This window comes from Nonomuraea sp. NPDC048826 (assembly GCF_043198225.1).
In the GTDB taxonomy this organism is placed as follows: Bacteria; Actinomycetota; Actinomycetes; order Streptosporangiales; family Streptosporangiaceae; genus Nonomuraea.
On record NZ_JBICUQ010000002.1, the window covers coordinates 358,965 to 376,090 of the forward strand.

Below are 17,126 nucleotides of genomic sequence, written 5' to 3' on the forward strand. Positions count from 1 at the left end.
GGAGCAGTGCTCAAGATTGCCTGTTCCGTCCCTGTTCCGGGAGACTCGGCAGCAGGAGCGCGTCAATGGCCCCACGCCCGAGATCGTCTTGATCCGGGAAGAGGTGACCGTAGGTGTCCATCGTCTCGGCGATGGTGGCGTGACCTAAACGGGTCTGGATCACCTTCGGGTTGAGGTTCGCCTTGATCAGTCCGGAGGCGTAGAAGTGCCTCAGATCGTGAAACCGGGTGCCCTTGGGAAGACCGGCCTTTGCCACGGCCTCACGCCAGCATTCGTTGAACGACTTTCGCTGAGCGATACGACGACACCTGTTGGTGATCAGCACACCCCCCGGGCCAGCGGGATAGCGCGTTTGATGCTCTGCGATCTGAGCGAGGACGAGGTCATCGACGGGCAGCGTGCGACGCGACGCCCTGGTTTTGAGCTCGACCAATTCACCGTTCTGCGCTTGACGGTGAACGAAGACGCGCTTGGCTCCCGGTTCGACTTTCGAGACTGTCAGTCCGAGGGCCTCACCCAGTCGAAGCCCGAGCCCGAAGCCGAGCCACACGGCCAGCTGGTAGCGGGGAGTCATGGCGTTGGCGAGAGCCAGAACAGCCTCTACCGGCAAGGGCTCGACTACGCGAGCCGTGATGCGCGGAAGCGGAACGCGCGAGCACGGGTTGCTGGGGATGTCGCCGTCGTCGGCGGCGGCTTGCATGATGAGACGCAGGACCGCGAACACGGTGTGCACCGTCGTCGGGGCCAAGGTCTTGTTCAACCGCGCGACGACGGCTTTCATGTCCGCCCTGGTGAGGCTGCCGATCCGCCTTTCGCCCAAGGCTGGGATCAGGTGCGCGTTCAGATGGACGGTGTAGGTGTCGAGGCTATTGGTCCTCAAGTGCACCTGTGATGGCAGCCACCTGTCTTGGGCGTACTCACGAAACAGGAGCCTGCCCCGGCGTTCGTCGACATAGACGCCACGGAGCCGGTCAGCCTCCTTGGCCGTACCGTGGTTCATCGCCTGGACTTTGGTCGTGAAGGCTTTCGTCTCTTCCTTGCCGTCGAGCCCGATCCAGATAGCGAGCCAGCGCTTGGCCTTTTTGCTGCCGCCATTGTCGGGATGCCGCTTCGTCTTCTGTCGGTGCTTTTGACCATCCGATCCCGGGACAGTCCGAAACCAGAGGTCACGGACGCGAGCCATTAGGCCGCATCTCGCTGCTGGCGGAACCAGTCGAGCACGTCCTCCTCCAGATAGCGGAGGTGACGACCGACCCGGGCCGCTTTCGGGCCGATCCCTCGGTGTCGCCACTGGTACAAGGTGGCAACGGGCACGCCGAGGAAGGTCGAGACGTCTTCGGTGCTCCAGGTTCGCTGGGTAGCGGGGTTCATCGTGATGCTCCGTTCGCGGTCTGAGGTTGGTTCAGGCGGCGAGCGGTGTGGACGAACTGCATGCCTGGTGATGGGCGAGTTCTTCGCGTCCTGCTCGGGTGCGTTCACGGGCTTGGGCCGCTGCCGTGTTGGCGAGGAGTTGGTCACCGGTGCTGTGCCAGCCGGTGCCTGCGTAGGTGAGGAATCCAACGACGAGGGTGGTTTCCTCGGTTTCGGTGTCAAGGACGGCTTGACGCTGGAACCGCGCTATTTCGGAGTGTCCCTCTGTCCCTGGCTGGCCTCGATTGAGGGCGTGTGCGCGTCTGTAGGCGGCTCGTTGTTCGCGGATGGAGCCGAAAGTTACCGAGTAACGGCGGGCCTTGGTGAGGAAGTGCCCGCCGAAGCCGAGCATGTGCGCCCACCTGCGTAGTCCTCTCCATTCTGGGGTGTGGCCGAGGTTCCAGGCGGCGGCGATGAGGCGTTCGGGGTGGGTGCCGGTGGGGTTGGCGTACAGGTCGATGGTGTCGGCGGTCAGCCGCCGGGAGGTATGGCCGGTGGCCTCGGTGCCCTTGGTGGAGTACTTGGCCAGGTAGGCGGCGACGGCTTGGTCATCGAGAGCGTCACCGGAGGCCGACAGGGTGATGGGCCGGATCTCATGCTGGCCGCCCCAGGCGATGGGCCAGCCGCCGGGCATCTCAGGATGGGCGGGGGTGGTGTAGGCGATGGTGGCGGCGGCCAGGGTGACGGCGGCGGTGATGTCGTCGACGGTGATGCCATCCGGAGGCGGGATGATGACCTCGGGCTGGCCGGGGTCAACGCCGTCCAGGCGCAACAGAATGTGGAAGTGGACGGCTCCACGCGCTTGGTATTCAGCGGCTTTGCCATGGGAGAGCCGGACTCGTGGCAGGCCGCGTTGCCGGGCGAGCTGGTTGAGGTGCCGTTCGGCGTGCTGCTTGGTGCGGCGCCAGAGTTCTCCGGCGTGGTGGTTCCACACGACGTGGTGGGCGTGGTCGTAGCAGTCGGTGCACAGCGGCCGGCCGAGCTGCTCGTCGCCGACAGCGTGGCGTTGCCAGCAGGCCAGTGGTCGTCCGTGCGGGCAGGTGGGTGCGTCGCGGCGGGCGTGGCAGGGGGCGGGGCGGCAGGTGCAGCGGGTTTTGTCACGGCAGGCGCAGCGGCGCACGTCGCGGGTGTGGACGGGGCCGAAAGAGGGGGCGGTGAGGGTGGCGAACACGGCCAGGTGAGTGCGGACGGTGCCGGGGATGGTCTTGCCGCCGACGAGTCCGGCGCGGACGAGGTGGTAGGCGTCGTGCTGGTAGGTGGTGGCGCAGGCGGGGCAGACGGTGTGGCGGCGGTTGCCGCAGGCTTTGTAGATGACGCCGTCCGGCAGGGTGGAGGTGTGCCGGACGGTGAGGATCTCACCGGTGCGGGTGTCGATGGTGGCCAGGTTGCCGTGCAGCCGGATGGGCTGGGTGCAAGCCGCGGCTGACTCGATGTGGCCGAGCCAGGCGGGGTAGTCGGGACGTGCGGCGCGTTCCAGGGCGGTGCGGACGTGCTGGCGTAGTTCGTGCGCGAATGGGGCGGAGGTGAGGGTTTCGGTGTTCGCCCCCACGCCCGGGGCCGGAGAAGTGGTCCCGGGGGTGAGAGCCAGCGCCGAAGCGATGTCGAGCTGGAGAGTCATGGGTCAGGGCTGTCCTTCCAGGGCGGGGGTGGACAGGGACAAGACCGGCAGGGCCGGGGTCCGCTCCTGGAGGGTGCGGTCGGTGTGCGCGTGGTCCTGGCGCTCGTGGCCGAAGGACGTGTCCGCAGGTTGAGGTGTGGGTTCAGGGGTGGGTTCCGGCGCAGTGACCGTGTCGAGTGCCACCGGTTGCGTGGTGGGAGTGCGGGAAAGCACCAGCTTGGTCAGTGCCAGGAAGGCCAGGGCGGGGATGGCGGCGATCAGCCAGCCGGTCGGATGGGGTTTGGCGACGGCGATCTGGGCCGCGATGGACAGACCGGCGGAGGCGATGAGGACGATCATCGGGTAGGTGATGGATTGGCCGTGGCGCTTGCGTCGCCGGACTTCCAGGCCAGAGGCGGTGGGGGTGAGTTCGGAGATGACGGCGTTGGCCCAGCCGAACCATGCGCCGGTTCCTTCGGGGCTGTTGGCCATGGTCCAGTCGTGGACGTGGGTGAAGGAGGCTGCTCCGGCCATGAGGCCGACCAGGAGCAGGATGACGAGCTGGACGCCGGATTCGACGCGTTCGCTACGGGAGACGTGATCAGGGTTCAGCCGCATGTGAACCTCCACTTGTCGTGGCAGTCGTTGCATTCGCCCAGGGAGCGGGCGATGTAGTACGGCTTCTCGGTGCAGCAGGTGGAGCAAATCCGCCGGGCACGAAGCGCCTTGTCGATGGCAGCGAGCTGCGCCGGAGTGGCGGTGCGCTTGGGCTTGGCGAGGTCCTCGCGGTAGAGGTAGGCGACACGTCGACCGCGACGCCAGATGATCTGTGCGGCGATGTCCTGGCCGCCGGGGCGCAGGTGCTTGGCGCGTAGTTGCCGCACGGTGAGCAGGCCGGGCGGAGCCCAGCGGTAGGGGTAGGTGGGCAAGCCGCCGTGACGGGTGCCGTCGGGGTCGTAGAACTCCAGGTAGACGCCCTTGGTCTGGGTGACGTAGTCGAGCCGGGGGATACGGGGGCCGGTCATCGTTGTTCACCGCCCCAGCGCTGCTGGGCTGCTTGGCGGGTGATGCCGAGAGGGCGGGCGATGTCGGCCCAGGAGTAGCCGTAGGTGGCGCGCAGTTGCGTGACGGCCTGGGCGATGGCGTGGTCGAGTTCGGCGACGACTCCGGCGAGGTCGGCGAGGGCTTCGATGTCGCCTTCGGCGATGCGCTTGCTGTAGGCGCGGATGATCCGCTTGACGAACGCGGCGTAGTCGGGGGTTTCGACGGGGCGGCTCATGAGCTGCTCCGCTTCATGCGGCGCACGCGCTGGGCCTTGTCGAGCGCGGCGAGCTGCTTGCGGGTGGGTGTGCGCTTGGGCAGTGCGCGGGTGATGTCGTAGAGGTAGGCAACGCGGCCGCCGTTACGCCACAGGATCTGGGCGACAGGGGTCTGTCCGCCGGGCCGCAGGCCGAGGGCGGCGAGTTGACGCCGGGTCTTGAGGTTCTTGGGTGCCCACTTCCACGGGTAGGTGGGCAGCCGGTGCTGGCTGGCGGTGGGGTCGTAGAACAGGACCCGGGTGCCGGGCGTGGCATTGAGCCGTTCGAGCTGCGGTATGCGGGCAGCCGGAGCGGGGATAGAGTGCATGGCGGTTCTGCTCCTTTGCTTGATCGCGTGGAGTGGGATTTCGAGAGGCGGGGGCCGGAGATCTTTGCCGAGAGGTCCGGCCCTCGCGCGTGTTCAATCGGTGCCGTCAGGCAGGGTGATGGAGTCGCCGCAGCAGGTGCAGTGCCAGCCGTCAGCGGTCAGGTAGGTGGAGCGGCACTCTCCGTCACACACGACGAATTCGACAGTTCCGTTGCTGTCGGTGCCGAAGATGAGCCACGGGGACTGGCAGATGGGGCAGGCCAGCGCCCAGGAGATGAGGCCCATGGCGAGGACCTCGACGCAGGCCGGGCAGTAGACGCGCCCGTTCTCGCGGTGGCCGACGAACCAGCCAGCCGATGTCGCTTCCAGCAGGGCGACGGCGTTACGGCACTGGCTGTCGCACTGGGCGATCCAGTTACGCAAGTCGGGACTGCCGTCAGGGTGGTAAGCCTTATAGATCACAGCGGCCTCCAGTGGGGGTCGTCGTAGGCGGAGGCCGGAACCGTCATCGCGGTCAATTCCTCGCCGTTGTCGATGTCGTTCTTGAGCCAGAACATGGGCAGCGCCCAAGTGCAGGGGCGGCTGAGGGTGTCGTACCAGCGGTTGTGCTGGATGATCAGCTGACTTTCCAGCCACGCGATACCGGGGGTGACCTCAGGAGGCATCGGGGCACACCTCCCCGCAGTGATCGCATTGCAGGGCGGGTTCGCGGCCCTGGTCGGTGGTGAAGGAGGTCTCGACGAGTTCGTTGTTGCCGCAGGCAGGGCAGCACAGGGCGAGGATCTCCGGGTTGTGCGATGGCTGGTCGGGCCAGGGCACCTCACTGGCGGCCATGGCCGTGTCGTGGGGGTGGGACATGACGGTGTCTCCGTTCATGCGGCGAGAGGTACGGGGGCCTGGTCGCCGTTGCGGCGGGTCCAGGTGACGTAGTCGACGAGCTGGTGGATTTGCTCGTCGGTGAGGTAGGCGGCTTTGACCAGGTGCGGGATGCCGCCTTCGGCGATCAGGTAGAAGACGCCGGGCGATTGCGGGCTGATGGCTTGGGCGTTGAATCCGGCCGAGGCCCAGCCGTGCCCGAGGATGATGTCGGAGCTGTTCGGGGTGGTGCAGCGGAAGGCCGCCCGGTAGCCGAACAGGTCGCGCAGCGAGGTGGGGATGATGTCCACGCTCGGGCGTTGGGTGGCGGCGATGACCGGTATGGCGCAGGCGCGGCCTCGTGCGACCAGGTCGCGGACGAGAGCGATGAACTCTTTTTGCTGCTCGGGGGTGCCGGTGGTGGCGGTGTAGTAGGCGAGTTCGTCGATGAAGACGCCGATGACTTTGATGGCGTCGCTGGGCAGGAACTTGCGGCGGCCGTGCGCGACCAGCCAGGCGTAGCGGCGGTCCATCACCTTTTGCAGGCGGCGCAGGACGCGTAGGCCCTTGTCGATGTCGGGGCCGACGAAGACGCCGCCGGTTGCTTCGGCGGCTTCCATCCACATCCCCAGCTCCACCCATTTGGGGTCGAGCAGAACGGGGGTGAAGTCGTGGCACAGGAAGGCGTGCCCGACGAGATTTTGGATCAGTACGGACTTGCCTCCGCCGGGTTCTCCGGCGTCCAGCAGGTTGTGATAGACCAGGTCGAGGTAGACCGGATTGCCGAATTCGTCGATCCCGATGAACACCGGGTCGAACATGGACATCGACGGCGCTACCGGGATCGTGGCCTGGAGTTCGGAAAGAGCCGCGTGCATGGCAGCGTCACCTCATACAGGTCAGGCGAATGAGAGGCGCTACCGGGAGGCGCGAGACGAAGGGCTCCCGGTAGCGAACGACACATCAGATCCAGTCGAGGTCGGGATCTTCCGGAGCCGTCTTGGCGGCAGCGCCGGTGGCGGCCGGGGATCGGCCGTTCTTACGAGCCGGACGCTCGCTGGGAGCGGTGTCGTCGGTGTCCGGCACGTCAGCCAGATCGAGCTGAGCCGGAACGGGGGCGACCGGCCGTGTGATGGCCGGGACGTCGGCCGGCAGTTCCTCGGTGAGGGGAGAGCCGACCAGGCCGCCGAGGACATCGCGACGTTTGATGTCCAGGTAGATGGCGGCGGCGTTGGAGGTACGGGCCTTGGTCACGGTGACCGAGGCGGCCCAGCAGGCGACGGCGATGCGGCCGAGCTGGGATTCGATCTGATCGAGCGAGAGGCCGGGACGGAGCCAGACCCAGACGCGTTCGCCGACCGGGATGGGCTTGGCCAGGCCGATGAACGGCAGGTGGCCGTGCCGGTCGGTGGGCAGGAACGTGGCGAAGCAGGCGCGCAGCCGGTGCCGGACGATGAGGCACCACACCAGGGCAATGGTGTACCGGCGGCAGGCGGGTACGAGGCCGCAGCTGGCGATGACGCTGGCGTAGGCGGCGCCGGTGATGAGCGGGTTGGTGTGCTCTTGCAGATAGGCCCAGCCGCCGATCAGCAGCGAGACGAGGATGATTTCTGGCAGCCACCACCAGATCGCCCGCAGCACGGGCCATACGGTGATGAACGCGGCAGCCAGGCCGCCGATGAGGGTCCCAGCTGCGAGTCCGATCGGGACGGCGGCGAGCGGGGGCAGGTAGTAGGTGGAGATGACGGCGGCGAAAATGCCGACGACCGCCAAGACCACATAGAAGGTGATCTTCGCGGTGCGCAGGTAGCTGTAGTGGACGTTGGTCTGAATGACGGTGACAGAGCTACCGCGACGGCCGTGGCCGCCTCTGTTGTGATGATGCGTGCCGAAGGTACGCTTGGACATGACTCTCCTCCTCCTGGCGAGGGCGGGGGGTTGAGAGCGGGACCGTGACGCGTGGTAGCCGATACGGTCCCGCTTGTATGTGCGAGGGAAATAGAACTGTGAGAGCTGCTGACGTCTACAGGACGTCGGGTTCGATGTTGAAGAACAGAACGATGAGGCTCTCGAAACCGTGCCGGTGTTTGAATACTTCGATGATTTCTGTGCAGATTGACAGGCGGCTGGCTCCGGATGCCACATCGACGGAACCGGTGATGGTGGCCGCGCGGCCGTTGAAGCCTTCGGCCACGGTCATGATGTACATGTAACGTGCAGTCGTGTTGATGTTGGTGTTGGTGTTCATTGCAGTCTCCGATCTGAACGGATGTTGACTGCCGGTCCCGTTGCGGGACCAGGCTGAATGGTGTGAGCACTGGTCCCGCAGCTTCGGGACATCATTTGGAGCGGTGGTAGCGACGCTCCAGGTGATGACTGTTGTGACTTCGTTGCTTGTTGTCCTCGGCTACTTCGCTTCGCGGCGAAGGTCAGGGACGTGATCTACTTGCTGACCGGAGCACCAGTGGGCTTGATGTCAGCCGCGCGGAAGGCGACGCCGTTGCGACCGTTGGTCGCCCAAGGCAGTGCCTCCAGCTTGAACAGGGCGACCTGGGAACCAACGCTCACCGTGGGCCTTTCACCGGCCGTGGTGACGTTGATCATCTCGCCGCCCGTCTCGTCCAGCGCCATGACCTGCGTGACCCACATCGGTCGGCCGGTCTCCCGCTCGGACTTCTGACGCCCGTTCTGGTCGGCCTTCTCGACCGCTTCCTTCGTCACCATGAACGACTTGCCGGTGACGTCGATGAGGAGCTTCACAAGCTCACCTCCGAATCGAGGGCCGCACCCCTGTGGTGCGAGCTCCCTACGGAGACAGCGTATACGTAACTTCGTATACGCACAAGCAATCTAGGTATACGATGATGCGTATACGTCGGCGACACCGCCGACGAGCAGCAGTCCCAAGGGGTGGATCATCAATGTCAGAACCGGCCTACGTCCGCATCGCAGGCGAGTACGCTCGACGTATTCGAGCAGGAGAGCTACCTCCCGGCGTGCAGCTACCGAGCTACTCCGAGATCGCCCAGCAGAACGGCGTATCGGACATCGTGGTTCGCAAGGCTCTCGAACTGCTCCAGAGCCAAGGGCTTGTGCGAGCGGTGCGGCGCCGAGGCGTCTTCGTCGCCGATCGCATCAACCTCGTTCGCGTCTCTCCTGAGCGCCAGATGGAATCAGCCGAGCGCTCCTTCCAGAACGAGTCCGTACAGGACATTCAAGTGGAACGTGACATCAAGCAGATCGTCGCCACCAGAGAACTCGCCGAGGCGTTCGGTCTAGCCGAGGGCACACCTCTCACCCACGTCATCACCCAGGCCAACGAAGACGGACGACCTATCTCAATCTCGGACACGTATCATCCAGTGGACATCTCCGATATATCTACGGCTGTCTACCTAGAAGAGACCCTGTCCGACCAGCTTCCATCGTCGGCACACGCGGCATGGCTTCAAACGCCGCCCGGCGATCTCGTCAAAACCGTCCATCAGCGGTTCCTCTCCGCTGATGATCGAACCATTATGATCTCTAGCGTGTCGTATCCGCGCAATCGCTACGACGCGTTCGTGTTCCGTATGGCCCTCAAGTAGAGCACTAAAAAAAAGGGGGGTGCCGCCTCGCTTGGCACCCCCTTTCTGCTGCCTCCTCAGCTACGAACCCAGCTCTGTGCTACATCCGCTTCTGTCCACCACGACACGAATTGCGCGTCCGAGGAGTCCAACTTCCAGTGCGCTGACAGCGCATCAAAGAATGCATCATTACCGGTCTTCCCACCCTTGGGCTCCCCGATATAGATGATCCGTTCGCCTCCTGCTTGCTGAAAAGACGTGAGCGCGTCGGATGACATGTTGTCTCCCCAGCCGGGCGGCCAGCAGAGGAACAACACGTAATCCGCTGTTCGGGAACGAACTGTGTAAGCATCCAAATCATCGACGTTATGCCACGCAGTCGTCTGCCCGCCCATCTTCGGGAATGATACGTTCTTGCTCCTGTCCGGCGGTTCGAGATCGTATGCCTCCACGGCCAAACCTGCATGAGAAAGCTGTGCCGCCCAATACCCTCGGCCTGCTCCCAACTCTACGATCGGAAGACCGGCGCACACAGTGAACATCCATTCAATAGTTGCCGGGGAAGGTATGGCATACGCATAAGCCTCCTGCAAGACCATGCGCGCATAAGCAAGCCGAGCACTCCCTTCCGATCGGCCACCATTGACTACACGCCGACCATCATGCTCGGACACGAACGACTCAACGATGTCCCAATAGGGATTAGAGCTAACGTCGTGTCCACCAGTCATGTAATGCACAAGTCGAAGGTCGAAGTCAGCATCAACCTGTACATCGCCGGTTCCCGATAGCCTTGCCGCCATGTTCAGATAGTCGGCCACTTTCGGATGCTCAGCCTGGAGCCGCTGCTCATCCTGCAAGAGTGCCGTAAGTTCGTCCCATCGCCGTGCGGTCATAGTCAACTTGGCCATACACAGAGTCTCTCGCGTTACCTCAAGTCTCGCCACGCTTTTCCGCCGTCCAAGAGGGGCGACCTGAGGAGCGGACAGCGCTCGTCCACCTTCGAACAGATTTCTGACCGTGCGTGGCTCTGTGAGAACTTTCTCTACAAACTTAAAGCGGCCCTGACCGGGCCGCACGCGCCGCCGACGCGACGCGGGCCGGGCACTCCACTGGGGCTCCATGCCCGACCCGCAGAACGCCGGTCGGCTGGCGCGGACGAGGACAGGGCCGCTTTGGGGGCGCACGGTTCTGCTCACGGGGCCGAACTGGTCAGCGCAGGCGGAGGTAGTCACGGTGCTGGCCGTACTACTTGCCTCCGGCGGGGGCGCTCCGGCTCCGGGATGGCGTGGCACGCCCGTGTCGGTGGTGGGGCGGCTGGGGTGGAAGTCCATCCCGTCTGCCATCGACCCAGGCAAGCCCAGCAGACCGCCTCCTCCGCCGCAAGCCCGGCCGTGACCGTTGGCGTCGCATGACCGCGGAAGGTGCCCAGGTGCAGGGACACGTCAAGCCGGGCTTGCACCTCCGTCGCCGGCCCGCTGCCGCTCCGCGGTGGGTCGACGGCACACGGGATGGGGCAGGAGGTCTGTGTATTCGCAAGATCTCGATGTGCTTGTAGACTTACATGTCCTAGAGACTTGCTCCTGTCTAAAACTCCCCCCACTAAGCAGTGGAGCCTTTCTTGCCAAAAAACATACGCAAGCAATTTGTGTACTCCGTAAGCGAGATTAGAAACGCATTACTGCAAATCTATGCCGACACCTCTCGTCGCCTCACTCTTGTGCTTAGTAAGACAAGATCTTCGGCAAGGCCAAGGTTGAATGATGTCAAACTCCATCTTGCGCGAATGTCGTGGAAGGTCAAGGTCTATATCTCGCTTGCTACGGTTGCGGCGGGATTTGCTGTAACCGGCTATGTGGCATATGGGTCAGAGTTCTCCAGTAATCTTCTTGCGGAAGGAGCCGGTATATTCACTAGCATAATTGTTGGCTTTGCATTGGTAGATAAACTGATTGAAATCGAGTCCCGTCGTAAATGGGATCGCGTTAAGCGATACACGTTGAGAGCGATCGAATTCCGCCTAGCTGAAATGTTCTACATCTTAGATCATTCACCAATCTCCTCCGATCTGAATAACGCAGAAAGTGTAGCTGTGTCCATTGCCGAAGAGATTAGAGAATATGCTGATTACGTAGCAACTCATACGCAAGAGTTGGGGCAAGCTCGCGGCAAGAATCAGATTATTGTAGTGGAGAAGGAGAATGCAAGCGATCCCGTGATGTCTAGTATTCCACAAAATACATACCGCTCTTATAGATCAGCACCTGGAGAGGGTGGCAAAACGATCTACTATGTTTATGATCGCCAAACTCAGGATATGCTCCACAAGCAATGGCTAAACGAAGAATCGTCTCGGCAACTCCATGACAGAATGCAACCTCATATTCAGCATCTACGAGACGTATTGACGCCCAGGGTGATTGAATTTGGCTACGAACCAGAGCTGATTGAAGCTCTGGTAAGCGCAGAGCAAGCCGAAGAACGCTGGACATCTTTGATTACTTTCATAGAAGACGATTGGGGAATGCCGGAGGAATTTGCCTGGGAGGCTGCCGCAAAGTTCTTTTATAATTGCGCAACGCTCGCAGACCAGGTCTATGCACTAAATCGCAGAGCTTGAACCGTAAAACATTTAGCAAGCAATCGCTAAGGCTTTGCGGGCAGCAAGCCGCAACGCTAGTCGGCCCTCATCAGCAGAGGATCTTGTTCCGTCTCTGTTCCGCCACAGCCCAACAAGTGCCGGAAGCTACTGGCAACTACTGAAACATACTTCCGCAGCTCAGAGTCCAGATCGACAATCAACACCAGGTCAGCGGAACCCTGCGACCAGAACCCGGCCTACAGGCCGACTCGTCCCTCTACACCCTGATCCGCCTCGACCCGCTCATCCACGCCCAGCGGGTCGAGCGCCGCTGCCGGGGGCGGCGCCGGTCCATCGAAGAAGGCCACTATGCCGAATGAGAAGCTTCCCGTGACGTTCCCGACTCGTCTCGCCGTGCGAGCCTGTCTCTGACTAATGCGTGGCGAAACTGATAGACCCCACCCACCTGTCGCAGCACCCCACGTCTGTTGGCGTCTTCGAGAAATTCCATCAGGCTGAGCGGCAGCTTACCTGCGAGAACCAATAAAAGTCGCGCCATAAGATGCTCGCCTAGTGCACTAGTGTATAGTAATAGGATTGTCGGAACAATAGCCAAGAAAAGCGTTTGTGTGAGCGTGAGCCCTGCAAGCACCCATGTCAGAGACGAAACAATCATAAACGCCGCGCCAGCGGACAGTATAGTTCTACGTTCCTTCCGGTAAAGCGAGACGGGATCTATGACGTAGTGGACATACGTGTTCCGAGGCTTGCCGAACAGTGCGAGAAGCACGCCAAGAAATATGCTCAAGGGGAACCATATGGACACTCCCAAGCCCAAGCCCAGGATTGCCGCCGCTAGAGCAGCATAAATCATGTCACTGACGGGATCCTCTAGGCTGATGAAAATTATTGAGGTAAGGCCGCTCAGTGTGAAAGTCCCGGCGAACACCGGTATGAACCGGCGACCGAGTTCTCGACGCACGCTCGAGATGATGCGGCGGCCGATTCCTTCGGCGGGACTGCCGAAGGAAAGTGCGTTGCGGGCTGGGGCGGCGCTCGGCCTTGCCGGCTGATCCTTCAGCCCTGAGATCATCCCTCCAGATGCTCCCAGCGAGAAAAGGATCCATAGTTCTTGTGACGGTAAGGCCATCATAAGACCGAGTATGCCGGCGGCGAGTCCGAAGAGGAGTGCTGTGGTCAAGCCGCGAATTGGGCGTGGAACAACTATCCACAGCTCCCACCACGCGATGTCGTGCGTTTTCCGTCGAAGGCTTGACCGGGCGATGAAGGCAAGCCATCGACGGGCGTCTGTGTGACGATAGTGCTTGGGATTGCCTTCCAGAACGGGTGGGTCGGGATAACAGGAAAGCAGAAGTTGATCGAGTAGATGCATCTCCAGGTCGCTCTTGCTGCGGAATGTCAGGAGTATGCTTGGGTCCCTCCCTCCTTCCGCGTAGGTAGCTCGTGCCAGGTTCAGTGCCAGCGGCGTCGACAAAGATGTGGCCAAGCGTCCGCGGGGATACCGCTTGATGCGGCTGAACACTTTCGCCCATTGGTTCACGCGAGAAGGCTTGGTCGCGTCTGTCAGATAGCCGCATATGGTCTCACTGCTCAATGGGTTCAGAGATATGACGACAGCCCCTGTTATGACGTCGGCATTCTGTCGCGCAATAGTATCGCGATATTCTTTTGTGCGACAGGTGAGCACCAAGGGTGCGTCTCCAAAGGTTACATTGATGGCCTTCACGGCAACTACGCGAGACTCCTCAGGCATCTCATCCAGGCCGTCCATGATCGGAAAAACATCTTCCGGTGAAGGTTTCAGTGCCACACCGTAATCCCGGCGGATGCAGTCCGACAACCATTGCGTCACTGATTGAGTGAACGGATCCCAAGTGGATAAGCGGCATAACACTGGTACTCGCCTATCCGGAAATGGAGACGAAGAGGCTGCTGCTTCTGCATCGAGTTCACGATCGGCCAGAGCGGCTAGAGTCAATTTGATAAGAAGGGATGTCTTGCCTGCCCCAGGCTCTCCGAGAACAGCCAGGCGATGGCTCGGAATCAGATCCCTCAGTAATACAAGAAGATCGTTGGAGTCTCCTTCCAGCACTAAAGGCTGATCGTCGCCATCATGTCTTATGACACGCCAATGATCGCTCAGCGGTGGCCCCATCACAGTCCACAAGAGGGGCAGCCTCGGGTCAAGCAGACCACGCTGCTTCTCCTCTCGTCTCAGCTCCCGCGCCACAGCATCCGTTAGAATGTCCCGTTCTTCGGCGGCCAGTCCAGAAGCATGATTACCTGAGCGGTTAGGCCTGCCTTGGCTCAGTGGTGAAGCTTGCTTCCGCAATCGCACGAGCACAGGCGACAAGGCGACGACGAAAGCCAGGTAGAAAGCGAAGATTCCGGCCCACTGATTGGCCTTCTCTCGTCCCTCGTCCAGGAAGAAGAGCGTCATGAGGAGCAGTGCCCCGCTTGCGGCTGCCGCGATTCCCGAATAAATCCAAGCCGATCTCCGCGTGTGGAAGGGGTTTTTATCCACACGTCATATGTTCTCACTCCGCCGCAAATATGCAAGATGGCCGTCGTGGGCGGGAGGGGTCCAATGCGGTTCAGATCATTCAGACCCCGTGGTGATGCGCCGGACCAGGGCGAGACCGCTCATCGGACCCGGCCTTCCACGGTCGCCTCAGCAAAGCCCCAATCCCGGAACCGGGTCGGCGCAGCGGCGCAGCGCCTGGTGGCGGCTGACTCAGCGGCGGAGTTCCTTGACAGACCGGTCGGAATGTTCGGTGACGAAGGAGGCGACCGGTGAGAGCAGCGGTGAGGTGAACGCCATCACGGGGGTCTTCCGCCGCCGGCCCTGCTGGTCGCGCCACCGGGTGTACAGGATCCAGTGGTCGGATAGTCGAGCACGTCCGCGATCGGGATGATGCGACTGCGAAGTGTCCGCGTACGGTGATCGTGTGCACCACCCGAGCCGGTAGCCGCGCACCGCGAGCACCGGTCCCGCGAGCGCGAACGGGACGGCCACGGCCAGTGTGGTGGAGTCGTCGGGTTCGAGCAGGTAGAGCAGGACCGCGAAGGGGATGTACGCCAGGGCCAGGCCGCCGAACGCGTTCGCGAGGCGAGTCACGAGGAGCGGGCGTAGGCGCAGCATGTCCCCGTCCTGGCTCTCCTTCCCGCCCGGGCTCCCTCCCCGGGCGGCTACAGGGTGATGGAGTCCGCCTGGGCTCCCTCCTTGGCCGGCTACAGGGTGATGGCGTTCTTGGCGCGGTCGATGGACTCCTCCGCGGCGGGGCCGCCGGGGTTCTCGGTCGCCAGGGCCTGGTTGAGGGTGGCGAAGGGGCGCATGCGCTCCTCGTACCGGGAGAGCGCCGTCGTGTGGTCGGGGGCGGCGGCCAGTTCGGCGGCGAGCACGTACGCGCCGACGAGGGCCAGGCTGGTGCCCTGGCCGGAGAGCGGCGAGGCGCAGTAGCCCGCGTCGCCGAGGAGCGTCACGCGGCCGTGCGACCAGGTGTCCATCCGCACCTGGGCCATGGCGTCGAAGTAGAAGTCCGGCGCCGTCGTCATCGCCTCGAGCAGCTTGGGCACCTCCCAGCGCAGCCCGCCGCACCGTTCGGCGACGAGGCGGCGCTGGGCGTCGAGGTCGCGGTGGTCGTAGGGGAGCGGGCCGGATTCGAAGCCGAGGTTGACCCGTAGTTCGGTGTTGTCGCGTACGGGATAGATGCCGCCGCCGGCCTGGCCTTCGCGGATCCAGACCTGCCAGTTGTCCAGGGCGAGGAAGTTCTCGGCGGTGAAGATGGACAGGTAGGTGCCGAGGTGGTGGACGAACCGCTCCTCCGGGCCGAAGGCCAGCCGCCGCACCGTGGAGTGCAGGCCGTCGGCGCCGACGACCAGGTCGAAGGTCCGCGGCGCGCTCCTGCCGAAGGTCACGCGCACGCCGTCCTCGTCCTGCTCCAGCGCGGTGATCGAGTCGTCGAAGAGGTATTCGACGTCCTCCTTGGTCCGGTCGTACAGCAGGCCGGTCAGGTCCTCGCGCAGCACCTCGACGTCGTCGCTGTCGAGGCGGCCGCTGCTGATGGCGTGCTCGGTGGACCGCATGATCTCATTGCCGTCGCCGTCCAGCATGACCATGCCGCGCATCTGGGTGCGTACTTCGCGCAGCGGGGCGAGCAGGCCCATCCGGTCCACCACGTCCAGCGCCACGCCGCGGACGTCGACGGCCTGGCCGCCGGGGCGCAGGGCGGGCGCCCGCTCGACGACGGTGGCGCGGATGCCGTGGTGGCGCAGCCAGTAGGCGAGCGCGGGACCGGCGACGCCGGAGCCGGAGATGAGGACGGTGGTCACGTTCGCTCCTGAGGGTTTGTCGAGATTCTGATGGATCTGAATGTACATTGTACGTACAGCTGTGACAACTGTCTGAGCTGCGATGATGTGCTAGTACAGAACGGGCTGTGCTACCTTCTGTGCTAGTACAGATGGAAGAAGGTGCAGGTCGTGAGTGACGCCGCCGAACCGCCCTATCTGCGCATCGCCGCGGAGATCCGCCGCCGCATCGCCGACGGCCGGCTCAGGCCGGGTGACCGGGTGCCCTCCACCCGGCAGATCGCCCGCGAGTGGGGCGTGGCGCTCGCCACCGCCACCAAGGTGCTCACCCACCTGCGCGACGAGGGCCTCGTGCGGGCCAAGCCCCGCTCCGGCACGATCGTCGCCCCCAGCGAGCCCGCGGCCCGCGACAGGCCCCCGCGGCCAGGCCCGCGACCGACGGACCGGCCCGACGGCGAGCTGACCAGGGAACGGGTCGTCCGCGCCGCGATCGAGCTGGCCGACAGCGAGGGGCTGGACGCGCTGTCCATGCGCGGCGTCGCCGCGCGGCTCGGCGTGGCGACCATGACCATCTATCGCTACGTCCCCGGCAAGGACGAGCTGATCTTCCACATGGCCGACACCGCCTTCGGCGGGCTGGGGCGTCCCGAAGACCCGCGATCCGGCTGGCGGGCCCGCATCGAGCACGCGGCCCGCGCGCTGTGGGCGGTGCACCGCCGCCACCCCTGGCTCGCCCAGTTCAACTCGCTCTTCAGACCGCTGCCCCTGACCAACCTGCTCGCCTACGGCGAGCAGTTGCTCGCCGCCCTGGAGAGCCTCGGCCTGGACGAGACGACGCGGATGGACCTCCAGGTGGTGATCTACAGCCACGTCCAGGGCCTGGCCGTGCACCTCGAACGCGAGGTCCTGGCCGAGGCCGCCACCGGCATGTCGGAGGAGGAGTGGATGGAGCGCCAGGCGCCGGCCCTCGGCTCGATCGCCGCCGGCGGCGCCTACCCGGCCTTCTCGCGGCTCATGGAGGTGCTGGGGCGCGACGGCTACGACCTCGACCTCGACCGGCTGTTCGAGCTGGGCCTGCGCACCCTGCTCGACGGCCTGACGGTGCTCGTCGAGGAGGCGGGCCCGGAGGGAAGGTCACGAATGGATCCGGCGTATTGAT

Annotated in this window: 21 protein-coding genes; 3 read left to right on the plus strand and 18 right to left on the minus strand. The window is 63.7% G+C overall.

Annotated elements, in window-relative coordinates:
- Window positions 1-10: 10 nt before the first annotated feature.
- The 14 genes from ACGFI7_RS07380 to ACGFI7_RS07445 form a co-directional block, all read right to left on the minus strand.
- The gene (locus ACGFI7_RS07380) at window positions 11-1,183 is read right to left on the minus strand and encodes a tyrosine-type recombinase/integrase (RefSeq protein ID WP_393400368.1); all 1,173 of its coding nucleotides are present in this window, start codon (window positions 1,181-1,183) and stop codon (window positions 11-13) included.
- Complete coding sequence (locus ACGFI7_RS07385; protein ID WP_393400370.1) at window positions 1,183-1,371, minus strand: helix-turn-helix transcriptional regulator; 189 nt, start codon at window positions 1,369-1,371, stop codon at window positions 1,183-1,185. The genes ACGFI7_RS07380 and ACGFI7_RS07385 overlap by 1 nt, the downstream gene beginning before the upstream one ends.
- A 31-nt stretch (window positions 1,372-1,402) precedes the next feature.
- Window positions 1,403-3,028, minus strand: a complete 1,626-nt coding sequence (locus ACGFI7_RS07390) for a replication initiator (protein ID WP_393400372.1) — start codon at window positions 3,026-3,028, stop codon at window positions 1,403-1,405.
- A 3-nt stretch (window positions 3,029-3,031) separates the two neighbouring features.
- Window positions 3,032-3,625 carry a hypothetical protein gene (locus ACGFI7_RS07395; RefSeq protein WP_393400374.1) on the minus strand — a complete coding sequence of 198 codons (594 nt, stop codon included), beginning with the start codon at window positions 3,623-3,625 and terminating at the stop codon, window positions 3,032-3,034.
- Window positions 3,616-4,032 (minus strand): RRQRL motif-containing zinc-binding protein, encoded by a 417-nt coding sequence (locus ACGFI7_RS07400; RefSeq protein ID WP_393400376.1) that lies wholly within the window; start codon window positions 4,030-4,032, stop codon window positions 3,616-3,618. The genes ACGFI7_RS07395 and ACGFI7_RS07400 overlap by 10 nt, the downstream gene beginning before the upstream one ends.
- Window positions 4,029-4,286, minus strand: coding sequence for a hypothetical protein (locus ACGFI7_RS07405; RefSeq protein ID WP_393400378.1), 258 nt, complete (start codon window positions 4,284-4,286; stop codon window positions 4,029-4,031). Before ACGFI7_RS07405 ends, ACGFI7_RS07400 begins: the two co-directional genes overlap by 4 nt.
- Window positions 4,283-4,633: an RRQRL motif-containing zinc-binding protein gene (locus tag ACGFI7_RS07410; protein WP_393400381.1), complete on the minus strand. Its 351-nt coding sequence runs from the start codon at window positions 4,631-4,633 to the stop codon at window positions 4,283-4,285. Before ACGFI7_RS07410 ends, ACGFI7_RS07405 begins: the two co-directional genes overlap by 4 nt.
- 93 nt (window positions 4,634-4,726) lie before the next feature.
- Window positions 4,727-5,095, minus strand: a complete 369-nt coding sequence (locus ACGFI7_RS07415; protein ID WP_393400383.1) for a hypothetical protein — start codon at window positions 5,093-5,095, stop codon at window positions 4,727-4,729.
- Complete coding sequence (locus ACGFI7_RS07420; RefSeq protein ID WP_393400385.1) at window positions 5,092-5,298, minus strand: hypothetical protein; 207 nt, start codon at window positions 5,296-5,298, stop codon at window positions 5,092-5,094. Before ACGFI7_RS07420 ends, ACGFI7_RS07415 begins: the two co-directional genes overlap by 4 nt.
- Entirely contained in the window at window positions 5,288-5,509 is a 222-nt protein-coding gene (locus tag ACGFI7_RS07425) for a hypothetical protein (protein ID WP_393400388.1), read from the minus strand. Before ACGFI7_RS07425 ends, ACGFI7_RS07420 begins: the two co-directional genes overlap by 11 nt.
- Window positions 5,506-6,366: an FtsK/SpoIIIE domain-containing protein gene (locus ACGFI7_RS07430; RefSeq protein ID WP_393400391.1), complete on the minus strand. Its 861-nt coding sequence runs from the start codon at window positions 6,364-6,366 to the stop codon at window positions 5,506-5,508. The genes ACGFI7_RS07425 and ACGFI7_RS07430 overlap by 4 nt, the downstream gene beginning before the upstream one ends.
- Window positions 6,367-6,451: 85 nt before the next feature.
- Window positions 6,452-7,396, minus strand: a complete 945-nt coding sequence (locus tag ACGFI7_RS07435; RefSeq protein WP_393400394.1) for a hypothetical protein — start codon at window positions 7,394-7,396, stop codon at window positions 6,452-6,454.
- Between the two features lie 115 nt (window positions 7,397-7,511).
- Window positions 7,512-7,736 carry a hypothetical protein gene (locus ACGFI7_RS07440; protein ID WP_393400396.1) on the minus strand — a complete coding sequence of 75 codons (225 nt, stop codon included), beginning with the start codon at window positions 7,734-7,736 and terminating at the stop codon, window positions 7,512-7,514.
- A gap of 194 nt (window positions 7,737-7,930) precedes the next feature.
- The gene (locus tag ACGFI7_RS07445) at window positions 7,931-8,248 is read right to left on the minus strand and encodes a hypothetical protein (RefSeq protein WP_393400398.1); all 318 of its coding nucleotides are present in this window, start codon (window positions 8,246-8,248) and stop codon (window positions 7,931-7,933) included.
- 161 nt (window positions 8,249-8,409) lie between these two features.
- On the opposite strand from ACGFI7_RS07445, the gene ACGFI7_RS07450 reads away from it, so the two are divergent.
- Window positions 8,410-9,075: a GntR family transcriptional regulator gene (locus ACGFI7_RS07450; RefSeq protein WP_393400401.1), complete on the plus strand. Its 666-nt coding sequence runs from the start codon at window positions 8,410-8,412 to the stop codon at window positions 9,073-9,075.
- Between the two features lie 56 nt (window positions 9,076-9,131).
- Here the strand turns inward: ACGFI7_RS07450 and ACGFI7_RS07455 are convergent, their stop codons facing one another.
- Entirely contained in the window at window positions 9,132-9,965 is an 834-nt protein-coding gene (locus tag ACGFI7_RS07455) for a hypothetical protein (RefSeq protein ID WP_393400403.1), read from the minus strand.
- An 875-nt stretch (window positions 9,966-10,840) separates the two neighbouring features.
- Here ACGFI7_RS07455 and ACGFI7_RS07460 point away from each other — a divergent pair.
- A complete protein-coding gene (locus ACGFI7_RS07460) occupies window positions 10,841-11,674 on the plus strand; it encodes a hypothetical protein (RefSeq protein ID WP_393400406.1) in 834 nt (277 codons plus the stop codon).
- A gap of 328 nt (window positions 11,675-12,002) precedes the next feature.
- On the opposite strand, the gene ACGFI7_RS07465 is transcribed toward ACGFI7_RS07460, so the two are convergent.
- The 3 genes from ACGFI7_RS07465 to ACGFI7_RS07475 form a co-directional block, all read right to left on the minus strand.
- Window positions 12,003-14,096 (minus strand): hypothetical protein, encoded by a 2,094-nt coding sequence (locus ACGFI7_RS07465; protein WP_393400409.1) that lies wholly within the window; start codon window positions 14,094-14,096, stop codon window positions 12,003-12,005.
- A gap of 294 nt (window positions 14,097-14,390) precedes the next feature.
- On the minus strand, window positions 14,391-14,798 hold the full coding sequence (locus ACGFI7_RS07470) for a hypothetical protein (protein ID WP_393400411.1): 408 nt from the start codon (window positions 14,796-14,798) through the stop codon (window positions 14,391-14,393).
- An 89-nt stretch (window positions 14,799-14,887) separates the two neighbouring features.
- Window positions 14,888-15,988, minus strand: a complete 1,101-nt coding sequence (locus ACGFI7_RS07475; RefSeq protein WP_393400414.1) for an FAD-dependent monooxygenase — start codon at window positions 15,986-15,988, stop codon at window positions 14,888-14,890.
- 150 nt (window positions 15,989-16,138) lie between these two features.
- Between ACGFI7_RS07475 and ACGFI7_RS07480 the strand changes: the two genes are divergently transcribed.
- Entirely contained in the window at window positions 16,139-17,125 is a 987-nt protein-coding gene (locus ACGFI7_RS07480; RefSeq protein ID WP_393400417.1) for a TetR/AcrR family transcriptional regulator C-terminal domain-containing protein, read from the plus strand.
- Window position 17,126 lies beyond the last annotated feature (1 nt).

Bases quoted from the DNA above. Each gene is read 5' to 3' on its own strand.
- ACGFI7_RS07380 (WP_393400368.1), bottom strand. From the start codon at position 1,183: ATGGCTCGCGTCCGTGACCTCTGGTTTCGGACTGTCCCGGGATCGGAT.
- ACGFI7_RS07435 (WP_393400394.1), bottom strand. From the start codon at position 7,396: ATGTCCAAGCGTACCTTCGGCACGCATCATCACAACAGAGGCGGCCAC.
- ACGFI7_RS07450 (WP_393400401.1), top strand. From the start codon at position 8,410: ATGTCAGAACCGGCCTACGTCCGCATCGCAGGCGAGTACGCTCGACGT.
- ACGFI7_RS07400 (WP_393400376.1), bottom strand. From the start codon at position 4,032: ATGACCGGCCCCCGTATCCCCCGGCTCGACTACGTCACCCAGACCAAG.
- ACGFI7_RS07395 (WP_393400374.1), bottom strand. From the start codon at position 3,625: ATGCGGCTGAACCCTGATCACGTCTCCCGTAGCGAACGCGTCGAATCC.
- ACGFI7_RS07430 (WP_393400391.1), bottom strand. From the start codon at position 6,366: ATGCACGCGGCTCTTTCCGAACTCCAGGCCACGATCCCGGTAGCGCCG.
- ACGFI7_RS07440 (WP_393400396.1), bottom strand. From the start codon at position 7,736: ATGAACACCAACACCAACATCAACACGACTGCACGTTACATGTACATC.
- ACGFI7_RS07410 (WP_393400381.1), bottom strand. From the start codon at position 4,633: ATGCACTCTATCCCCGCTCCGGCTGCCCGCATACCGCAGCTCGAACGG.
- ACGFI7_RS07465 (WP_393400409.1), bottom strand. From the start codon at position 14,096: ATGACGCTCTTCTTCCTGGACGAGGGACGAGAGAAGGCCAATCAGTGG.
- ACGFI7_RS07470 (WP_393400411.1), bottom strand. From the start codon at position 14,798: ATGCTGCGCCTACGCCCGCTCCTCGTGACTCGCCTCGCGAACGCGTTC.
- ACGFI7_RS07405 (WP_393400378.1), bottom strand. From the start codon at position 4,286: ATGAGCCGCCCCGTCGAAACCCCCGACTACGCCGCGTTCGTCAAGCGG.
- ACGFI7_RS07420 (WP_393400385.1), bottom strand. From the start codon at position 5,298: ATGCCTCCTGAGGTCACCCCCGGTATCGCGTGGCTGGAAAGTCAGCTG.
- ACGFI7_RS07455 (WP_393400403.1), bottom strand. From the start codon at position 9,965: ATGGCCAAGTTGACTATGACCGCACGGCGATGGGACGAACTTACGGCA.
- ACGFI7_RS07385 (WP_393400370.1), bottom strand. From the start codon at position 1,371: ATGAACCCCGCTACCCAGCGAACCTGGAGCACCGAAGACGTCTCGACC.
- ACGFI7_RS07425 (WP_393400388.1), bottom strand. From the start codon at position 5,509: ATGAACGGAGACACCGTCATGTCCCACCCCCACGACACGGCCATGGCC.
- ACGFI7_RS07390 (WP_393400372.1), bottom strand. From the start codon at position 3,028: ATGACTCTCCAGCTCGACATCGCTTCGGCGCTGGCTCTCACCCCCGGG.
- ACGFI7_RS07460 (WP_393400406.1), top strand. From the start codon at position 10,841: ATGTCGTGGAAGGTCAAGGTCTATATCTCGCTTGCTACGGTTGCGGCG.